Source organism: Clavibacter lycopersici (assembly GCF_003576405.1).
Taxonomy (GTDB): Bacteria; Actinomycetota; Actinomycetes; order Actinomycetales; family Microbacteriaceae; genus Clavibacter; species Clavibacter lycopersici.
Genome location: NZ_QWGT01000010.1, coordinates 1 through 18,553 on the forward strand (window position 1 = coordinate 1; position 18,553 = coordinate 18,553).

19 protein-coding genes are annotated in these 18,553 nt (G+C 73.1%); 1 reads left to right on the forward strand and 18 read right to left on the reverse strand.

Annotated elements, in window-relative coordinates; genetic code table 11:
* Window positions 1-38: 38 nt before the first annotated feature.
* Both DZG00_RS01570 and DZG00_RS01575 read right to left on the reverse strand, forming a co-directional pair.
* On the reverse strand, window positions 39-1,271 hold the full coding sequence (locus tag DZG00_RS01570) for an MFS transporter (RefSeq protein WP_119382889.1): 1,233 nt from the start codon (window positions 1,269-1,271) through the stop codon (window positions 39-41).
* A gap of 66 nt (window positions 1,272-1,337) precedes the next feature.
* Window positions 1,338-1,793 carry a MarR family winged helix-turn-helix transcriptional regulator gene (locus DZG00_RS01575; protein WP_119382888.1) on the reverse strand — a complete coding sequence of 152 codons (456 nt, stop codon included), beginning with the start codon at window positions 1,791-1,793 and terminating at the stop codon, window positions 1,338-1,340.
* 172 nt (window positions 1,794-1,965) lie between these two features.
* On the opposite strand from DZG00_RS01575, the gene DZG00_RS01580 reads away from it, so the two are divergent.
* Window positions 1,966-3,588: a LuxR family transcriptional regulator gene (locus tag DZG00_RS01580; protein WP_119455326.1), complete on the forward strand. Its 1,623-nt coding sequence runs from the start codon at window positions 1,966-1,968 to the stop codon at window positions 3,586-3,588.
* Between the two features lie 101 nt (window positions 3,589-3,689).
* On the opposite strand, the gene rplL is transcribed toward DZG00_RS01580, so the two are convergent.
* The 16 genes from rplL to folP form a co-directional block, all read right to left on the reverse strand.
* The gene (gene rplL, locus DZG00_RS01585) at window positions 3,690-4,073 is read right to left on the reverse strand and encodes a 50S ribosomal protein L7/L12 (protein WP_086513960.1); all 384 of its coding nucleotides are present in this window, start codon (window positions 4,071-4,073) and stop codon (window positions 3,690-3,692) included.
* Window positions 4,074-4,148: 75 nt separating this feature from the next.
* Window positions 4,149-4,664: a 50S ribosomal protein L10 gene (rplJ, locus tag DZG00_RS01590; RefSeq protein WP_012037545.1), complete on the reverse strand. Its 516-nt coding sequence runs from the start codon at window positions 4,662-4,664 to the stop codon at window positions 4,149-4,151.
* A 301-nt stretch (window positions 4,665-4,965) separates the two neighbouring features.
* Window positions 4,966-5,943 carry an aldo/keto reductase gene (locus DZG00_RS01595; RefSeq protein WP_119381590.1) on the reverse strand — a complete coding sequence of 326 codons (978 nt, stop codon included), beginning with the start codon at window positions 5,941-5,943 and terminating at the stop codon, window positions 4,966-4,968.
* Window positions 5,940-6,827 (reverse strand): NAD-dependent epimerase/dehydratase family protein, encoded by an 888-nt coding sequence (locus tag DZG00_RS01600; RefSeq protein ID WP_119381591.1) that lies wholly within the window; start codon window positions 6,825-6,827, stop codon window positions 5,940-5,942. Before DZG00_RS01600 ends, DZG00_RS01595 begins: the two co-directional genes overlap by 4 nt.
* A gap of 170 nt (window positions 6,828-6,997) precedes the next feature.
* On the reverse strand, window positions 6,998-9,508 hold the full coding sequence (locus DZG00_RS01605) for an ATP-dependent Clp protease ATP-binding subunit (RefSeq protein ID WP_119381592.1): 2,511 nt from the start codon (window positions 9,506-9,508) through the stop codon (window positions 6,998-7,000).
* Window positions 9,509-9,649: 141 nt separating this feature from the next.
* Window positions 9,650-9,832 carry a hypothetical protein gene (locus DZG00_RS01610; protein ID WP_012037541.1) on the reverse strand — a complete coding sequence of 61 codons (183 nt, stop codon included), beginning with the start codon at window positions 9,830-9,832 and terminating at the stop codon, window positions 9,650-9,652.
* Between the two features lie 21 nt (window positions 9,833-9,853).
* Entirely contained in the window at window positions 9,854-9,979 is a 126-nt protein-coding gene (locus DZG00_RS17430; RefSeq protein WP_012037540.1) for a hypothetical protein, read from the reverse strand.
* 6 nt (window positions 9,980-9,985) lie between these two features.
* The gene (gene lysS / locus DZG00_RS01615) at window positions 9,986-11,527 is read right to left on the reverse strand and encodes a lysine--tRNA ligase (protein WP_119381593.1); all 1,542 of its coding nucleotides are present in this window, start codon (window positions 11,525-11,527) and stop codon (window positions 9,986-9,988) included.
* A gap of 128 nt (window positions 11,528-11,655) precedes the next feature.
* On the reverse strand, window positions 11,656-12,534 hold the full coding sequence (panC, locus tag DZG00_RS01620; protein WP_119381594.1) for a pantoate--beta-alanine ligase: 879 nt from the start codon (window positions 12,532-12,534) through the stop codon (window positions 11,656-11,658).
* Between the two features lie 51 nt (window positions 12,535-12,585).
* The gene (locus tag DZG00_RS01625) at window positions 12,586-13,347 is read right to left on the reverse strand and encodes a Rossmann-like and DUF2520 domain-containing protein (RefSeq protein ID WP_119381595.1); all 762 of its coding nucleotides are present in this window, start codon (window positions 13,345-13,347) and stop codon (window positions 12,586-12,588) included.
* Window positions 13,344-15,071 carry a PH domain-containing protein gene (locus DZG00_RS01630; RefSeq protein WP_233550066.1) on the reverse strand — a complete coding sequence of 576 codons (1,728 nt, stop codon included), beginning with the start codon at window positions 15,069-15,071 and terminating at the stop codon, window positions 13,344-13,346. Before DZG00_RS01630 ends, DZG00_RS01625 begins: the two co-directional genes overlap by 4 nt.
* Entirely contained in the window at window positions 15,068-15,556 is a 489-nt protein-coding gene (locus DZG00_RS01635; protein WP_119383119.1) for a PH domain-containing protein, read from the reverse strand. The genes DZG00_RS01630 and DZG00_RS01635 overlap by 4 nt, the downstream gene beginning before the upstream one ends.
* Window positions 15,557-15,583: 27 nt before the next feature.
* A complete protein-coding gene (locus tag DZG00_RS01640) occupies window positions 15,584-16,066 on the reverse strand; it encodes a DUF3180 domain-containing protein (protein WP_119383120.1) in 483 nt (160 codons plus the stop codon).
* Complete coding sequence (gene folB / locus DZG00_RS01645) at window positions 16,063-16,977, reverse strand: dihydroneopterin aldolase (RefSeq protein ID WP_119383121.1); 915 nt, start codon at window positions 16,975-16,977, stop codon at window positions 16,063-16,065. The genes DZG00_RS01640 and folB overlap by 4 nt, the downstream gene beginning before the upstream one ends.
* A complete protein-coding gene (locus DZG00_RS01650; protein WP_119455327.1) occupies window positions 16,971-17,681 on the reverse strand; it encodes a DUF3592 domain-containing protein in 711 nt (236 codons plus the stop codon). Before DZG00_RS01650 ends, folB begins: the two co-directional genes overlap by 7 nt.
* Window positions 17,682-17,685: 4 nt before the next feature.
* A complete protein-coding gene (gene folP, locus DZG00_RS01655) occupies window positions 17,686-18,552 on the reverse strand; it encodes a dihydropteroate synthase (protein ID WP_119382424.1) in 867 nt (288 codons plus the stop codon).
* Window position 18,553 lies beyond the last annotated feature (1 nt).

Sequence of the window (18,553 nt, forward strand, 5' to 3'; positions counted from 1 at the left end):
GGGCGGGGCCGGGGGCGCGAGGATGCGCGGGCCGGGCGTCAGGCGTCGCCCGCGGTGACGGCCTGCGCCTCCTCGAGCGCGTCGACCGGCTCAGCGTCGACCCGGCGCAGCCAGCGGTGGCCGACCACCACGATCACGAGGGCGACGAGCACGGATCCGGCCGCGGCGTAGTACGGCGTCGCGTCCGAGAAGAGGTTCGCGAGCTCCGTCGCCGCGGGCGGCGCGATGGCGCCGCCGAGGAACCGGACGGACGAGTACGCGGAGGACGCGACGCTGCGCGGGTGGTCCGTCGCCTCCATCACGCACTCGGTGAGCACGGTGTTGAGGACGCCGAGGAGGAGCCCGCCGACGATCACGCAGATCACGAGGCCCGACGAGGAGCGGACCACCAGGCCCGCCGCGGCGAGGTCGGCGGCGAGGAGCGGGAGCACGAGCCGGAGGACCGAGGTGCGCGCCATCCGCCTCGTGAGCAGCGGGGCGACGAGCACCGAGGTGATCGCGAGGCCGACGCCCCAGCCGAAGAAGGTGAGGCCGAGGCCGATGGCGTCGAAGCCCAGCGGGAACGGCGTGTACGCGAGCAGCACGAAGAAGCCGATGTTGTAGAACAGCGCGGCGGCGGCGAGCACCGCGAGCGCCGGGGTGCGCAGCGCGCGCAGCGGGGCGGACAGGCGCATGGGCGCGCGGGGCGCGTCGTCCTTGCCGAGCAGGGCGAGGATCGCGACGAAGCCGACCGCCATGAGGGTCGCCGTGCCGAAGAACGGGCCGCGCCAGCTCCAGCTGCCGAGGAGGCCGCCGAGGAGCGGGCCGATGGCGATGCCGAGGCCGAGCGCCGCCTCGTAGAGCATGATCGCCGACGCGGTGCCGCCGGACGCGGATCCGACGATGGTCGCGAGCGCGGTCGAGATGAAGAGCGCGTTGCCGAGGCCCCAGCCGGCGCGGAAGCCGATGACCTGCTCCACGTCCTGGGACAGGCCCGCCGCCGCCGCGAAGACCACGATGATCGCGAGGCCGATGAGGAGGGTGCGCTTGGCGCCGATGCGGCTGGAGATCCAGCTCGTGACGAGCATGGCGAGCCCGGTGACGAGCAGGTAGCTCGTGAAGAGCAGCTCCGCCTCGGTCGCGGTGGCGTCGAGGCTCTCGGCGATGGCGGGGAGGATCGGGTCGACTAGCCCGATGCCCATGAACGCGATGACGCACGCGAAGGCGACGGCGAAGACGGAGCGGGGCTGGCGGAAGATGTCGCGGAACGACGCGTGCGGCTGGGTGGACACGGGTGCGGTGTCGCCTCCTGGGATCGGTGCGGATGGGATGGTGCGGGCGGCGCGGTCGGGCGCGGTTCAGGCGCGGGCGGGCCCGGGCTCGGCGTCGATGCGCGACATGACGACCTCGACGGCCCGCGCGAGCACGGCGACGTCGTCGGCGGGGAGGTCGGCGAAGCGCGGCAGGAGCGCGGTGGCCAGGCGGTCGCGCCAGTCGTCGAGCGCGGCGCGTCCGTCCGGCGTGATCTCGAGCAGGGTCGCGCGGGCGTCGGACGGATCCGTCACCTGCGCGATCCACCCCTGGCCGACGAGCGAGCGGACGATCTTGGTGGTCGTGGGCTGCGAGACGCGGCTGTGCTCGGCGAGGGCGCCGAGGCGCATGCCACCGGGCCAGGTCACGAGCACGGACAGCGTCCGCCAGATGGCGGGCGAGCTCGAGCCGCCGACCTCGTGCGCGGCGAGGCGCGTGAGGCGGTGCCCGGCGGTCACCAGGTCGCCGAGGACGGCGCGGAGATCCGCTGCGTTCGAGGTCATGCAGCAATCATATAGCTGGGCTATGGATATGTCGAGCGCCATGCGCGCCCCCCGAGCTGGGGGGCCTCCAGCCGACACCCGGCCCGATCCATCGCGCCGCAGGGACCGTGATCGCCCTAGCGTGGACCTCATCCCGGCTGGACCCGCGCCGGATCCGCTCGCAGGAGGTGCGATGGCCGACGTCCCCACGGTCGACGGCCTGGAGCGCGCCGTGGACGAGGCGCTCGGACGCGGCGACGCGACGGCCGCCGCGCACGCGATCGCGCTGGCCTGGCCGCACCACGTCGACCTGCAGCCGCACCGCGTCCGCGACCTCTACGACCGCGTCTCCCCCGCGGCGTGGGAGGACGACGCGTGGCTCGTGGCAGGGCTGGCCGCCACCTACCGCGGCGCCTCGGAGACCGACCGGCGCGCGTCGCTCCCCTACCGCTCGGCCGTCGACCTCCTGCTGACGGCGGACCCTCCGCCCGCGCCGGTCACACGCGCGGCCGTGCTCGTGCACCGTGCGGTGGGCGACCGCCGGGTCGGCCGCCTCGCCCAGGCTCGCGCGTCCCTCGTCGAGGCGCGGCGGATCCTCGACACCGAGCGCGACATGCCGCTGGCCACCCGGATCTCCCTGCAGGCGGCGGTCGCCCTCCAGCACGGGCTGGTCCTCACGCACCTCGGCGCCTTCACGGCCGCGCGGGACGAGCTGCGCACCGCCGAGGCCCTCTCGGCCCGCCACCTCGTGCTGACGGACCGGCTCGAATGCCGCGGCGCGCTCGCGTACGTGGCCTACTGCCTGGGCGAGATGGAGGAGGCGCGGGAGCTCGTGGGGCGCGCGCGGGAGCTCCTGTCGGCAGCGGGATCCGGGCCGGAGCTCGCGCGGAGCGGCTTCCGCGCGCCGGCGGAGATCGCCGCGACGTTCATCGCCGTCGACGAGACGCGACGCGACGACGCCCGCGCCCTCCTCGACGACCTCACTCGGACCTGCGCGGGCACCGACTGGGAGCTGCTGGGACGCCACGCGGAGGCGACGGTCGCGGCGATCGACGGTCTCCGGCTCGACGCGCTCGACCACCTCCGTCGCCTCCACAATCTCGGGACGGCCTGGCAGGAGCACGGGCCCGTGCCGATCATGCGGGACACCCTGCGCGCGTCGCTCCTCACGCACCTCGGGCAGACGGCCGCGGCATGGGACGTGGTCCGCACGCTCGCGCCGACCGAGCACCACTCCACCTGCCCGGCGACGGTCGCCGGCCGCCTGCGCGTGCTCGCGGGCGACCACGCGGGCGCGCTGGCGGAGATGGCCGACTGCCTGGCGCTCGGAGACGGGCACTCGGGGCGGACCCTCGCCGACGTGCTCCTCGTGGTCGCCGCCGCGCACAGCGGGCTGGGCGACCGGGCCCGCAGCGACCACGCCTACGACCGGGCGGCCCGGCACGCGACGTCGACCGGGATCCTGCGGTCCTTCGCGGTCTTCCCCGCCGCGGCCTCGTCGGCACTGCTCGACCGCGCGCTGGAGCGCGACCAGCTGCCGGAGGTGCGCCGCATGCTCGAGGGCATGCGCGCCGACCGCGGGCCCGCGGCGCCCGTCCGCGTCGCCCCGCTCACGGAGCGCGAGCGGGTCATCGTCGCGTGCCTCGCGGACGGGCTGACCGTCGCGCAGATCGCCGGCCGCCTGTTCATCTCGCCGAACACCGTGAAGTCGCACGTGCGGAGCGTCTACCGCAAGCTCGACGCGACGTCGCGCGCCGAGGCCGTCGAGCGGGCGCGCGCGCTGGGCCACGACCTGCGGCCGGGATCCTCCGCCTGACGCACCGGGACCGGCCGCGTCGGCGTCGCGGTGCCCGGGGACGACGCAGGGCGCCGACCCCCATGGGGATCGGCGCCCTGAGCGCTGTGCGGTGGTACGAGCTACTTGACGGTGACCGTCGCGCCCGCGGCCTCGAGCTGCGCCTTGGCCTTGTCGGCGGCCTCCTTGTTGGCGCCCTCCAGGACGGCCTTGGGGGCTCCGTCGACGAGCGCCTTCGCCTCGCCGAGACCGAGGCTCGTGAGGGCGCGCACCTCCTTGATGACCTGGATCTTCTTGTCGCCAGCGGCCTCGAGGACGACGTCGAAGGACGTCTTCTCCTCGACCTCCTCCGCGGGGGCAGCGGCGCCGGGGGCGGCGGCAGCGGCGACGGGGGCCGCGGCGGTGACCTCGAAGACCTCCTCGAACTTCTTGACGAAGTCGCTGAGCTCGATGAGCGTGAGCTCCTTGAAGGCCTCGATGAGCTCGTCGTTAGAGAGCTTTGCCATGATGTATCTCCTTGGGTTGGTGTGGTGTCTCGTTGGATCAGTGCATCGCGCCCCGGGGATGGGACCCGAGGGGTGCTACTGAGCCGATTCCTGCTTCTCGCGCAGCGCCTCGACGGTGCGTACGGCCTGCGAGAGCGGTGCGTTGAACAGGTACGCCGCGCCGAAGAGCGAGGCCTTGAAGGCGCCGGCCAGCTTGCCGAGCAGCACCTCCCGCGACTCGAGGTCGGCGAGCTTGTTCACCTCGTCCGCCGTCAGGGGGTTGCCGTCGAAGTAACCGCCCTTCACGACGAGAAGAGGGTTGGCCTTGGTGAAGGTGCGCAGAGCCTTCGCGACGGCGACGGTGTCGCCGTGCACGAACGCGATCGCGGACGGGCCGACGAGCTCGTCGTCGAACGACGAGATCCCCGCCTGGTTCGCCGCGATCTTGGTCAGCGTGTTCTTCACCACGGCGTAGGTCGCGTCTGCACTGATGCTCTTCCGCAGCTGCTTGAGCTGGGCAACGGTGAGACCGCGGTACTCGGTGAGCAGTACGGCGTTCGAGCTGCGGAACTTCTCCGCGAGCTCGGCGACCGAGGCTTCCTTGTTCGCCATGGCACTCCTTATCACGTGGTTCCCCGACACCGCGGAAGCGGTGCGAGGTGCTGGCAGCCCCCGGCTGCACACATGAGAAACGCCCCGGCACAGGAGGCCGGAGCGGGAGTGACGCGCAGGCCCCATGGGGCGTGCGCGGTTCTTGCTTCGATCACCTGCGCGGGCCTTCACCTGAGTGAACCTTCGTCCGGCGCATCCCCTCGCGGAGGCACGCCGACGACCAGCGGTCTGTGGCTCCGCTAAGAGTAGGTGACGGGGATCGTCCGCGCAAGTCGGGCGGCGCGGGCGATCCCCGGTGCGGTCAGTAGCCGACGACCGCGTGCGGCACGTAGTGCTCCTCGAGCCTCGCGACCTCGTCGTCCGTGAGCTCGAGGTCGAGCGACGCGACGGCGTCCTCGATGTGCGACGCCTTCGTGCCGCCCACGATCGGCGCCGTGACGACCGGGTTCCGCGACACCCAGGCCAGCGCGACCTGCGCCCGGGGCACCCCGCGCGCCTCGGCCACCTCGGCGACGGCCCGGGCGACCCGGCGATCCGAGTCCTCCTGGGCCGCGTAGAGCGTCTTGCCGAACTCGTCCGTCTCGCTGCGCGCCGTGGTCGCGTCCCAGTCGCGCGTGAGGCGGCCGCGGGCGAGCGGGCTCCACGGGAGGGATCCGATGCCCTCGTCGGCGCAGAGGGGCAGCATCTCGCGCTCCTCCTCGCGGTTGACGAGGTTGTAGTGGTCCTGCATGGTGACGAACCGCGCCCAGCCGTTCGCACGCTGCAGGTGCAGGGCCTTCGAGAACCGCCACGCGTCCATCGACGAGGCGCCGAGGTAGCGCACCTTGCCGGCCTGCACGAGGTCGTGGAGCGCCTCGAGCGTCTCCTCGAGCGGCGTCGCCTGGTCGAAGCGGTGGATCTGGTACAGGTCGACGTAGTCCGTCCCGAGTCGGCGGAGGCTCTCGTCGATCTGCCACATGATGTGCTTCCGCGACAGCCCGCGCGAGTTCGGCCCCTCCCCCATGGCGCCGTGCACCTTCGTGGCGATGACCACCTCCTCGCGCTTCGTCATCGCCTTCAGCGCACGGCCGGTGATCTCCTCGCTCGACCCGTCGGAGTACACGTTCGCCGTGTCGAAGAAGGTGATCCCGAGCTCGACCGCGCGGCGGATGAGCGGGATCGAGTCCTCCTCGGAGAGCGTCCACGCGTGGTTGCCGCGCGTCGGCTCGCCGTAGCTCATGCAGCCGAGCGCGATGGCCGAGACCTCGGTCCCCGTGCTGCCCAGGCGCACGTACTTCACGAGGGGTGCCCCGCGACCGGGTCGTCGCCCGTGGCGGCCGGCGCGTGGTCGCGCCAGGTGTGCTCGGGCTCGTAGCCGAGGATCCGGCGGGCCTTGTCGATGGACAGCAGCGTCTCGTGCTCGCCCAGCTCCTTCGTGACCTCGACGCCCGGGAACACCTCGGCGGCGAGCTCGGCGGACGAGCGGCTCATGACGGTGTCGGCGTTGGCGACGATGAAGCGGTCGAAGCCCGGCGCGTCGTGCTCGAGCGCCTTGCGGACGGCCTGGGCGCCGTCGCGGCCGTCGATGTAGCCCCACAGGTTCCACTTGCGGGCGAGCGCGTCGTCGTCGAATCCCGGGAAGGCGTCGTAGTCGTCCACGTCCATGACGTTGGAGAAGCGGAGCGCGGTGACCTGCAGCTCGGGATCCCAGCGGCACAGCTCGATGGCCATCTGCTCCTCGAGGTGCTTCACGAGCGAGTACGTGCTGTTCGGCTGCGCCGGGTACTCCTCGTCCACGGGGATGTAGGGCGGCGGCACGTCGAACGGCAGGCCGAGCACGGTCTCGCTCGAGGCGTAGACGATCTTCCGGATGCCCGCCCGGCGCGCGGCCTGGAAGACGTTGAAGCTCGTGAGCATGTTGTTGTGGAACGTGGCCACGTCGCTGAGGATCGCCGGGGCCGGGATCGCAGCGAGGTGCACGACGGCGTCGAACCCGTCGTGCAGGTCCTGGACGCCGAACAGCGCGTCGACCACCTGCCCGTAGTCGGTGGTGTCGACGCGGACGTAGCCGGATCCGCGCTCCCCCACCTGGTCGATGTTGGTGACTTCGTGTCCGTGGGCGCGCAGGTCGGCCACGACGTGGCGGCCGAGCTTCCCCGAGCCTCCGGTGACGGCGGTTCTCATCAGCGAGCATCTCCTTCGTGGGGCGGTTCCGCCCCTCGTCCATCCTGGCCCGCGGCCGGACGGGGCGACACCGGGATGCGGCGCACCCGCAGCCTGCGGACACGGCGACGGCCCGCCGCCCCCTCTCGGGGACGACGGGCCGTCGGCGTCGTGCTGCGCGCTGGTACGCGCTACTCGCTGGTGATGGCGAGGTCCGGCGTGCCGGTCCCCGTGCCGATGCCGGCCGCGACCGAGATGCCCTCGCGCTGCGTGGTGAGGAACGTGAACTTCCCGTCCACGTAGTCCACGTGCACGTGGTCGCCCGCGTTGAGCTCACCCTGCAGGATGCGCTCGGAGAGGCGGTCCTCGATCTCGTGCTGCACCGCGCGGCGGAGGGGCCGGGCGCCGAGCGACGGATCGAAGCCGACCTCGATGAGGCGCTCCTTCGCGGCGGTCTCGAGCGTGATCGTGAGGTCGCGGTCCATCATGCGGTCCGACAGGCGCTTCACGAACAGGTCGACGATCTGGAGCAGCTCGGGCTTCGACAGCTGCGGGAACACGATGGTGTCGTCCACGCGGTTGAGGAACTCGGGCTTGAAGTTCTTCTTCAGCTCCTCGCTGACCTTGCCCTTCATGCGCTCGTACGAGTTCGCGGCGTTGTTCTCGACCTGGAACCCGACCGGGGCACCCGTGATGTCCTTGGTGCCGAGGTTGGTGGTCATGATGATGACCGTGTTCTTGAAGTCGACCACGCGGCCCTGGCCATCCGTCAGGCGTCCCTCCTCCAGGATCTGGAGGAGCGAGTTGAAGATGTCCGGGTGGGCCTTCTCGATCTCGTCGAACAGCACCACGGAGAACGGCTTGCGGCGCACCTTCTCGGTGAGCTGGCCGCCCTCCTCGAAGCCGACGAATCCGGGAGGGGCGCCGAAGAGGCGGCTCACGGTGTGCTTCTCGCCGTACTCGCTCATGTCGAGCGAGATGAGGGCGTCCTCGTCGTCGAAGAGGAACTCCGCCAGGGCCTTCGCGAGCTCCGTCTTGCCGACGCCCGTGGGGCCGGCGAAGATGAACGATCCCGAGGGGCGACGGGGGTCCTTGAGTCCGGCGCGCGTGCGGCGGATGGTCTTGGACAGGGCCGAGATGGCCTCCTCCTGGCCGATGACCCGCTGGTGCAGGGCCTTCTCCATGAAGACGAGCCGCGAGGACTCCTCCTCCGTGAGCTTGAACACCGGGATGCCCGTGGCCTGGGCCAGCACCTCGGCGATCAGGCCCTCGTCGACCTCGGCGGTGGTGCGGACGTCGCCCGAGCGCCACTGCTTCTCGAGGCGGAGGCGCTCGCCGAGGAGGTTCTTCTCCTCGTCGCGCAGGCTCGCGGCCTTCTCGAAGTCCTGGTCCTCGATGGCGGTCTCCTTGGCCACGCGGACCGTGGAGATGCGCTCGTCGAACTCCCGGAGCTCCGGCGGCGCCGACAGGATCGAGAGGCGCAGGCGGGCGCCGGCCTCGTCGATCAGGTCGATGGCCTTGTCCGGCAGGAAGCGGTCGGCGATGTAGCGGTCGGCGAGGTTCGCCGCCGAGACGATGGCGCCGTCGGTGATGGACACCTTGTGGAACGCCTCGTACCGGTCGCGCAGGCCCTTGAGGATGTTGATCGTGTGGGGCAGCGACGGCTCCGCGACCTGGATGGGCTGGAAGCGGCGCTCGAGGGCCGCGTCCTTCTCGAAGTGCTTGCGGTACTCGTCGAGCGTGGTGGCGCCGATGGTCTGCAGCTCGCCGCGCGCGAGGAGCGGCTTGAGGATGCTGGCCGCGTCGATCGCGCCCTCGGCGGCACCCGCGCCGACGAGGGTGTGGATCTCGTCGATGAAGGTGATGATGTCGCCGCGCGTGCGGATCTCCTTGGTGACCTTCTTGAGGCGCTCCTCGAAGTCGCCGCGGTAGCGGGACCCGGCGATGAGCGAGCCGAGGTCGAGCGTGTAGAGCTGCTTGTCCTTCAGCGTCTCCGGGACGTCGCCCTTGACGATGGCCTGCGCCAGGCCCTCGACGACGGCGGTCTTGCCGACACCGGGCTCGCCGATGAGGACGGGGTTGTTCTTGGAGCGGCGCGACAGGATCTGCATCACGCGCTCGATCTCCTTCTCGCGTCCGATGACGGGGTCGAGCTTGCCGTCGCGCGCGGCCTGGGTGAGGTTGCGCCCGAACTGGTCGAGGACCGTGGAGCCCGCCTGCTGGCTCTGCTGCGCCTCACCGCCGACGGCGACCGCCTCCTTGCCCTGGTATCCGGACAGGAGCTGGATGACCTGCTGGCGCACGCGGTTGAGGTCCGCGCCGAGCTTGACGAGCACCTGCGCGGCGACGCCCTCGCCCTCGCGGATCAGGCCGAGCAGGATGTGCTCGGTGCCGATGTAGTTGTGGCCGAGCTGGAGGGCCTCGCGGAGCGACAGCTCCAGGACCTTCTTGGCGCGCGGCGTGAACGGGATGTGACCCGTGGGCTGCTGCTGGCCCTGGCCGATGATGTCCTGGACCTGTTCGCGGACGGCATCGAGGGAGATGCCGAGCGACTCCAGGGCCTTGGCGGCCACGCCTTCGCCCTCGTGGATGAGGCCGAGCAGGATGTGCTCGGTCCCGATGTAGTTGTGGTTGAGCATCTTGGCCTCTTCTTGGGCCAGGACGACGACGCGACGAGCGCGGTCGGTGAATCTCTCGAACATCTGTATCTCCCTGGGCACCGGGGCAGGGGGCCGGCGCCGATATGTAGAGAGTAACGACGGGTCCCGGCAGTGCATGCCCCTGTTCGCCGTGGGCGTGACGCGATGCGCGAGGCGGCGGATCGAGGTCCGCGGCGGCGGGCGCTAGCGGTCGGCGTCGGGCGCGGGGACGCCCATGCGGGCGCGCTCCTTCGCCTCGATGGCGGCGTACGCCTTGCGCTCCTGCTTGTCCGCCTGGATGACGGCGCGCATGATGAACCAGAAGATCAGGCCCACGCCGAGGGTGGGGAGGATCGACCAGATCGCGCTCGCCCAGAAATCATCCATGTGAGGAGGATACGCCGCGCTCTAGGTGAGGATGCCGTAGACGCCCTGGCCGATCATGACGACGGCGATGCCGCCGACGATGATCCAGAGGGCGTAGCGCGCGGTGGTGGGCTTCTTCGGGTTCGAGCCGTCGGGGCCTAATGGCATGGTCGCCTACTTCACTAGGGGGAACAGGATGGTCTCGCGGATGCCGAGACCGGTGATGGCCATGAGGAGCCGGTCGACCCCCATGCCCATGCCGCCCGAGGGCGGCATGCCGTGCTCGAGGGCACGGAGGAACTCCTCGTCGAGCGGCATGGCCTCGTCGTCGCCGCGCGCCGACTGGCGCGCCTGGTCGACGAAGCGCTCGCGCTGCACGACGGGATCCACGAGCTCGGAGTAGCCCGTGGCCAGCTCGAAGCCGCGGATGTAGAGGTCCCACTTCTCGACGACGCCCTCGATGGAGCGGTGCGCGCGCGTGAGCGGCGAGGTCTCCACGGGGAAGTCGAGGACGAAGGTGGGGCGCTCGAGCGAGCCCTTCACGAAGTGCTCCCAGAGCTCCTCGACGAGCTTGCCGTGCGTGCTGAGGTGCACGACGACGCCCTCGCGGTCGGCGATGGCCTGCAGCTCGTCGACGCTCGTGGCGGGGGTGATCTCGACGCCCGCGGCCGCGCTGAGCGAGCCGTACATGGAGATCCGGTCCCACTCGCCGCCGAGGTCGTACTCCGTGCCGTCCGCCCACGTGACGACGTGGCCGCCGGCGACGGCCATGGCCGCGTCCTGCACGAGCGTCTGGGTGAGCTCGGCGATGGACGTGTAGTCGCCGTACGCCTCGTAGGCCTCGAGCATCGCGAACTCGGGGCTGTGCGTCGAGTCGGCGCCCTCGTTGCGGAAGTTGCGGTTGATCTCGAAGACGCGGTCGATGCCGCCGACCACCGCGCGCTTGAGGTACAGCTCGGGCGCGATGCGGAGGTACATCTCGGTGTCGAAGGCGTTGGAGTGCGTGACGAAGGGACGCGCGGAGGCGCCGCCGTGCATCACCTGGAGCATGGGCGTCTCGACCTCGACGTAGCCGCGCTTCCGGAACGTCTCGCGCATGGAGGCGTTGACCTTCGCGCGGTCGAGCACGTTCTTGCGCGCCTGATCGCGCACGATGAGGTCGAGGTAGCGGCTGCGGACGCGGGTCTCGTCGGAGAGCTCGGAGTGCAGGTTCGGCAGGGGCAGCAGGGCCTTCGAGGCGATGCGCCACTCCGTCGCCATGATGGACAGCTCGCCCTTGCGGCTCGCGATGACGCGGCCGGCGACGAAGACGTGGTCGCCCAGGTCGACGAGCTCCTTCCACGCGGCGAGCGCCTCCTCGCCGACCTCGGCCAGCGAGATCATGGCCTGGATGCGCGTGCCGTCGCCCGCCTGGAGCGTGGCGAAGCAGAGCTTGCCGGTGTTGCGGAAGTGGACGACGCGGCCGGCGATGCCGACCACGTGGTCGGTCTCCTCGCCGGGCTCGAGGTGACCGTGCTCGGCGCGGACCGCGGGGATCGTGGTGGTGACCGGGACCTGCACGGGATACGCACCGCCGCCGGGGCCGCCCTGGGCCTCGAGGCGGGCGCGCTTCGCGAGGCGCACGGCCTTCTGCTCGGCGACGTCCTCGGCGGATCCCTCCACGGCGGGAGCGGGGGCGGTCGCGGGCGTCACGGGCGTTCCGGGGCTGTCGGTCATGTGCGGGCGGATCCTCGCGGGTCGTGGGTTCTTCGCGGCCGAGCGGCCTCCCGTCGATTCTCGCAGGTGCGGGCGGGGCCGGGGCACGCGCGGGGGCCACCCGGGTCGCGCTGCCGGAGCGACGCGGGTCAGGCGATGACGACCGTATCGTTGTCGATGAGGCGCGTGCCGCCGACGCGTGCCGCGATGACGGCGAGCGCCACGCCCGTGAAGCCGTCGTCCACGGACTCGAAGGTCGCGGGATCCACCACCTGGAAGTAGTCGAGCGACACCGCGGGCTCCCCCATCACCACGGACTGCGCGGCGGCGATGACCGCGTCGATGCCGCGGGACCCGGCGCTCTGGGCGGCCTCGAGCGCGGCCGGGATGACACGGGCGGCGCGGCGCTCGCGGTCGTCGAGGTAGCGGTTGCGGCTGGAGAGGGCGAGGCCGTCGGGCTCGCGCACCGTCTCCAGGTCCTCGATGCGCACGGGCAGGTCGAGGTCGCGCACCATCCGGCGGACGAGGTGCAGCTGCTGGGCGTCCTTGCGGCCGAACGTGGCGACGTCCGGGGAGCAGATGTGCAGGAGCTTCGCCACGACGGTGAGCATGCCGTCGAAGTGTCCCGGGCGGGAGCGGCCCTCGAGCGTGAGGGCGACGGATCCGCCCGTGACGCGGATGCGCGCGGGGCCGTCCGGGTACATCTCGGCCGCCGACGGCGCGAACACGAGGTCGACGCCCGTCTCGGCGAGCGCCTCGACGTCCGCGTCCAGCGTGCGCGGGTACGCGTCGAGGTCCTCGCCGGCGCCGAACTGCAGCGGGTTGACGAAGATCGAGACGACGACGAGGGATCCGAGCTCACGGGCACGGCGGGCGTGCGCCAGGTGGCCCTCGTGCAGGGCGCCCATGGTGGGGACGAGGACGACCACGGGCGCCTCGCCCGCCGCGGTGCGCGCGGCCCGGTGGTCGCGGACGCGGGCGCGCAGCTCGGCGATGCCGGTGACGACGGAGGGCGCGGGGATCGTCATGCCTGGGGGCTCCTGGGTGCTTCGGGTGCTACGGGACGCGGACGCACCAGGTTAGTGCGGCTCGTGGCCCTCGTCCGTCGGCAGCGGCACGTCGCCGGAGGTGAGGCGCGCGCCGCCCGCCGGGGAGGAGCGGCGGAGCGCGTCGTCGACGGCCGAGCGGATCAGCGGGCCGAGGACGCGGCCGGGCTCCTCCACGCCGATGCCCGCGAGGAGGCCGGCGGCCTGGTCGACGATGGCGGTGGAGAACGTGGTCGCGGTGGCGATGGCCTCCGCGTAGGCCGCGCGGTCCCGCTCCTCCACGACGACGGGCTCGCCGCCCATCTCCACGACGAGCACCTGGGCGATGGGGAGCACGGGCGCGGGAGCGGTGACGGCGAACCAGCTGTCGACCATGCGGCTCAGGTCCATGCTCGTGCCGGTGAACGACATCGCCGGGTGGATGGCGAGCGGGATGATGCCGGACGCGAAGGCGGGCGCGAGCACCTGGATCCCGTGCGCGGCCGACGTGTGCACGACCAGCTGGCCCGCCTGCCACGCGCCCGTCGCGGCGAGCCCGGCGACGAGGCCCGGGAGCTCCGCGTCGGGGACGGCGAGGATCACGAGCTCGCTGCGCTCGATGAGGTCGGGGATCTCGAGGACCGGGACGCCCGGCAGCATGGCCTCCGCGCGCTCGCGGCTGGCCTCGGACACCGCGGAGATGCCGGTGATCGCGTGGCCGGCGCCCGCGAGGGCCGCGCCGATGACGGGGCCGACGCGACCCGCGCCGACGATGCCGACGCCGAGGCGGCCGGAGCGCTGGGACGGGGCGGTCATGCGGGGTCCTCCTGGGAGCTGGACGGGGTGGGGGCGGCCGGCGATGCGGGCGCCGGCCAGCTCGCGGCCTCTGCGCCCCAGTGCGCGGACGTGTCTGACCGGGCGGACGCCACGGCCGCCGCGACCAGCCGGGTCGACAGCTCCATGCCCGTGGCCCGGTCGATGGCGCCGAGCCGCGTGTCCACGGGACCCGCGACGGTCGCGGCGCGCACCGACACGAGGTCGAGGCGGCGGTCGATCGGGCCCTGCGTGAGGTCGACGCCCTGCGTGCGGGCGTGCGGGACGATGACGAGGCGGCGCCAGATCATGCCGCGGCGGACGAGGAACGCGGAGGCGTCGACCGCGAAGCCCGTGCGGCGCCAGGAGAAGGGCTTCAGGATCCGCGCGCGACGCGGCGACGTGGTGAAGCCGTCGTCGGCGTCGCCGCGTCCCGTCATCCCCGCGGCGACGAGCGCGAGCACCTCGTCCCCCACGAGGTCGGGCAGGACGAGGCCGAGGACGCGGTCGACGTCCCGGCGGTCGCCGACCGGGAGGATCGACGTGTTCTGCTGCCCGGCTGCGCCCGGGGACGAGGAGTGCGAGGCGCGCGTGATGCGGATCTCCCACCAGCCGGCCGCACGCCAGAGCAGGGGCTGCACGACCTCGACCGCGTGGATCCGGCCGGGCGGGATGGTGTCGTTGCTCGTGGAGAGCAGGCCGAACCCGACGCGGACGCCGTCGGGCGTGCCGGCGACGCTGTAGCGGAGCGAGCGCGTGATGCGGCGCACGAAGAAGCCGGCGGATCCGAGCAGCGTCGGCAGCAGCGGCACGAGCAGGTACCAGGCCTCGAAGCGCACGATGAGCGGGATCCCCACCGCCACGAACAGCACGAGCACGACCGTGGGCGCCGAGAGCAGCACGGCGCCGATGAGGCGCGGGACGGGGATGCGCACGACGGACTGCGGCGGCGCGGCGTCCGGGTCCAGCTCGGGCGCGAGGAGGTCGTCGACCCGGGATCCGACGAAGCCGCGCGCGGTGGAGCCGGGAGCCGCGGGCGCCGCCGGGCCGGACCCGGCCGCCTCGGCGCGAGCACCCGACGCGAGCCGCAGGACGCGCAGGCGGAACGCGTCGGCGTCGCGCGAGCGGAGGTACTGCAGCGGGAGGTTGGCGTCGTTGCCCGCGACCTGGATCTCGAGCTTGGCCGCGCCGATCAGCCGCGCGATGAGCGGACGCACGATGTTGACGCCCTGGATCCTGTCGAGCCGGGCCCGCCGGTTCGTGCGGGAGAGGATGCCGCTGCGCACCTCGACGGTCTCCTCCGTGACGCGGAACGTGTGCATCCGCCACGAGAGGTAGGAGAAGCCGACCGCGAGCAGCGTGAAGGCGAGGAGGGCGAGGATCACCCAGATGAGGCTGCCGGTCTCGACGAGCATGGGGATGAGGTCCTGCTCGCCGTCCTGCCGCTGGCCGGGGACGAACTGCTCCACGAGCTGCTCGCGCAGGGAGGAGAGGAGGAAGCCGATCGCGACGATGAACACGATCCCGCCACGGAGCACGGGCGTGGCCGGGTGGAGGCGGTGCCAGTCGCCGTCGGTCAGCTCCTCGGCGATGCGGGCCTCGGCGGCGGGGACGGCGGGCGCGGCATCGGGTGCGGGGGCGGGTGCGGGCGGCGCGGCAGGCGCCTCCGGGCCGGAATCGGCACCGGCGGGCTGGGCCTCCCGCTCCTCGGGGCCCGGGTCGCTCACAGCCCGGCCCGGCGCGTCTCGGCGAGGGCCACGAGCCGGTCGCGGAGCTCCTCGGCGTCGACGTTCGTCAGCCCGGGGATCTGGATGGCCGCCGCGGCCGCCGCGGTCACGAGCTTGAGGTCGGCGAGGCCGAGCACGCGGCCGACGGGGCCGCGCGTGATGTCGACGAGCTGCATCCGGCCGTAGGGCACGGCGACGACGCGCGTCCACATGATGCCGCGGCGGAAGACGAGGTCGTCCTCGCGGAGCTGGTACCCCATGGCCCGTACGCGGCGGGGGACGATGACGAGGGTCACCACCAGCTCGAGCACCGCGGCGGCGCCGAGGACGATGCGGATCCAGCCGGGCGCCCCGACGACGGACAGGAACACGGCGATGCCGCCGAGGACGAGTGCCGTGATCACGCCGCCCACCAGCTCGACGCCGATCAGGCGCGGGGAGACGCGGCGCCACGAGACGCCCTGCGGATCGACGTTCGCGGTCACGGTGCTCCTCTGGGGTGCGGTGGGGTCCTACGAGAGCTCGCGCGCCGGATCCCCGGGACGCGTGTCGTCCCCGTCGTCGGGCGGGACCGTGCACCAGTGCTCGGCGACCAGCCCGGCGACGAGCAGGACGACGGCTCCCACCGTACCGGCCACCGCGAGCCCGACCGAGGACGCGCCGGGCAGCACGGGCCGCGCCAGCACGAAGGCCAGCACTCCCCCGGTGACCCCGGTGAGCAGCGCGCCCGCGAGCGCGGACGCCTTGGCGAGCAGCACGACGCGCGTGGCGCGGAACGGATCCACGCGGCCCGGGGTGCGCCCGAGCGTCGAGCGGCGGATGGGGCGGGCGAGGGCGAGCAGCACGATCCCGACGATGAGGAGCGTCGCGCCGAGCGTGAGCGGCGGGATGAGGAGCGCGCGTCCGCTCATGAGGAGCGCGTTCTCGGCGAACCAGCCGACGGCAGCGCCCGCGATGAGGAGGGCGATGAGGGTGGAGGAGCGGGTGCGGGTCATGAACGGGCCTCCGCGGAGACGGATCCGGGTGCGGGCACGGGCTCGGATGCGGGCTCGAGCGCCGCGAGCAGCGCGTCGACGCGGCCGCGGCCGGGCAGCTCGGCGTCGGGATCCGCCTGCATCCACGGCCCGAGCACGAACGCGCGCTCGGCGGCACGCGGGTGGGGCAGGGTGAGACGGTCGTCGTGGATCCGGGCATCGCCGTGCGCGATGACGTCGAGGTCGATCGTGCGGTCGCCCCATCGCTCGGCGCGCACCCGGCCGAGGTCGCGCTCGATCCCGGCCAGCGCGTCCAGCAGCGCGTGCGGCCCGATGCCCGCGTCCACCAGCACGACGCCGTTGAGGTAGCCGGGCTTCGTCGGGTCCTCCCCCGCGGGCGTCACGGCGACGGACTCCACGAGCTCGGAGGCACGGACGACGCGGAGCCCGGGCACCTGGTCGATGCGGGCGACGGCGCGCTCGATGGTCGCGCGCCGGTCGCCGAGGTTGGATCCCACGGCCACGACCGCCCGCACGGTCGCGCCGGGGGCGGGAAGGATCGACGCCCGCTCGATCACGACGGCCACGTCGTCGAACGGCACGGCGATGGGCGCGTCCGGCTTGTGCACCGTCACGCGGACGGACCGGGCGACGGGATGCGCGAGCACGACGCCCGCGACGCGCTCGGCCACCGTCTCGATGAGGTCGACGGGATCCCGCCCGACGGCGGCCGCGACCTCCTCGGCCAGCTCGCCGTAGTGCAGCGTGCGGCCCAGCTCGTCGCTGCCGCCCGCCGGGGCGAGGTCGAGCGCGACCTCGAGGTCGATCACGAACGGCTGGCCGTCGCGGCGCTCCTCCGCGAACACGCCGTGGTGGGCGTGCACCCGGAGCCCGGTGAGGATGATCCGGTCGGTCGGGCGCTCGGTCACCATGAGCGGCCCACGACGATGGACGGGAGGTCGCCGGGGGCAGCCGGGTCGTACCAGAGGGGCAGCTTGCCGCCGACGGCCGGGAGCAGGCGGTCGGCCGTGGTGACGGTGCGCGTGACGTGGTGGTCGCGCCCGTCGGCGTCGGTGAAGGCGACCGTGAGGCGCGCGCGGACGGCGTCGCCGGATCCGTCGAGGCGCTGCACGGCCGTGACGATCGCGGACGTGCGGCGGCCGGTCTCGGTGACGCGACGGGCCGTCGCGGCGAGGCGCGCGACGCGGCGCTGCACCACCGCCCAGGCGATGGCGCAGGCGATCCCGAGCACGGCGAGCACCGCGGCGACGAGCCCCAAGACCGGGTGCGACGCGTCGCCGTCGACCGCGGCGGGCGCGAACGGCAGGGCGCCGACGATCCCGAGGGCGGTGCCCAGCAGCACGACGGCGGCCGGCCAGAGCACGGCACCCGCGGTCGTGAGCACGGGCGAGAGCAGCACGACGGACGCGTAGACGCTGCCGAGGGATCCGAGGAGCCCGAGCACGACGGCGACGACCTTCGCGACGACGACGCCCGCACCGGCCTCTGCGGCGAGGTCGGCGGGGAAGGTCAGCCCGACGCCCAGGATCACGGACGCGATGAGCGCGGCGGCGGCGATGCGCACGAGCACGGACTGCGGGGAGACGACGACACGGTCCTGGCTCACGGCGCTCATGCTCCTACTCTGACAGACCGGCGGCTGCGGCCGGCCCGGCGGTTGCGGCGTCGAGCGCCCCGGCCCGCCCGCGCGACCACGCCGCCTCGACCGCCAGAGCGGCGCGGGTGGACGCGACGTCGTGCACGCGCACGGCCCACGCCCCGGCGCGCGCGGACAGGGCGCTGACGACCGCGGTCGGCACGTCCCGGTCCTCGACGGACGCGCCGTCCGGCAGCAGCCGCCCGAGGAAGCGCTTGCGGGAGGCGCCCACGAGCACGCGGTGGCCGAGGCCCGTGAACGCGTCGAGGGATCCGAGCAGCTGCCAGTCGTGGACGGCGTCCTTCGCGAAGCCGAGGCCGGGGTCGAGGACGATGCGGGCGGGATCCACCCCCGCGGCCACGAGCGCCTCGACGCGGGCACCGAGCTCGTCGCGCACCTCGCCCACGGTGTCGGAGTACGAGGCGCGGGCGGCCATGGTGTCGCTGTGGCCGCGCCAGTGCATCGCGACGTAGTCGACGTCGGCGCCCGCGACGACCGCCGCCATCCGCGGATCCGCGAGCCCGCCGGAGACGTCGTTGACGATCCGCGCGCCGGCGGCGATGCACGCCTCGGCGGTCGCGGCGCGCATGGTGTCCACGCTGACGGTGACGCCCTCGGCGGCGAGCTCCCGCACCACGGGCAGCACGCGCGCGAGCTCCTCGGCGGCGACGACCCGCTGCGCGCCCGGCCGGGTCGACTCGCCGCCCACGTCGACGATCTCGGCGCCCGCCGCGACCATGCGACGGGCGTGCGCGAGCGCGTCGTCGAGGGCGAGGTGGCGTCCGCCGTCGCTGAAGGAGTCGGGCGTCGCATTGAGGATCCCCATCACGAGCGTGCGCGGTGCGGCCATG

Coding starts and splice junctions, on each gene's coding strand:
- DZG00_RS01575 (WP_119382888.1), bottom strand. CDS start 1,793: ATGACCTCGAACGCAGCGGATCTCCGCGCCGTCCTCGGCGACCTGGTG.
- DZG00_RS01580 (WP_119455326.1), top strand. CDS start 1,966: ATGGCCGACGTCCCCACGGTCGACGGCCTGGAGCGCGCCGTGGACGAG.
- rplL (WP_086513960.1), bottom strand. CDS start 4,073: ATGGCAAAGCTCTCTAACGACGAGCTCATCGAGGCCTTCAAGGAGCTC.
- rplJ (WP_012037545.1), bottom strand. CDS start 4,664: ATGGCGAACAAGGAAGCCTCGGTCGCCGAGCTCGCGGAGAAGTTCCGC.
- DZG00_RS01600 (WP_119381591.1), bottom strand. CDS start 6,827: ATGAGAACCGCCGTCACCGGAGGCTCGGGGAAGCTCGGCCGCCACGTC.
- DZG00_RS01605 (WP_119381592.1), bottom strand. CDS start 9,508: ATGTTCGAGAGATTCACCGACCGCGCTCGTCGCGTCGTCGTCCTGGCC.
- DZG00_RS01610 (WP_012037541.1), bottom strand. CDS start 9,832: ATGGATGATTTCTGGGCGAGCGCGATCTGGTCGATCCTCCCCACCCTC.
- DZG00_RS17430 (WP_012037540.1), bottom strand. CDS start 9,979: ATGCCATTAGGCCCCGACGGCTCGAACCCGAAGAAGCCCACCACCGCG.
- lysS (WP_119381593.1), bottom strand. CDS start 11,527: ATGACCGACAGCCCCGGAACGCCCGTGACGCCCGCGACCGCCCCCGCT.
- panC (WP_119381594.1), bottom strand. CDS start 12,534: ATGACGATCCCCGCGCCCTCCGTCGTCACCGGCATCGCCGAGCTGCGC.
- DZG00_RS01625 (WP_119381595.1), bottom strand. CDS start 13,347: ATGACCGCCCCGTCCCAGCGCTCCGGCCGCCTCGGCGTCGGCATCGTC.
- DZG00_RS01640 (WP_119383120.1), bottom strand. CDS start 16,066: ATGACCCGCACCCGCTCCTCCACCCTCATCGCCCTCCTCATCGCGGGC.
- folB (WP_119383121.1), bottom strand. CDS start 16,977: ATGGTGACCGAGCGCCCGACCGACCGGATCATCCTCACCGGGCTCCGG.
- DZG00_RS01650 (WP_119455327.1), bottom strand. CDS start 17,681: ATGAGCGCCGTGAGCCAGGACCGTGTCGTCGTCTCCCCGCAGTCCGTG.
- folP (WP_119382424.1), bottom strand. CDS start 18,552: ATGGCCGCACCGCGCACGCTCGTGATGGGGATCCTCAATGCGACGCCC.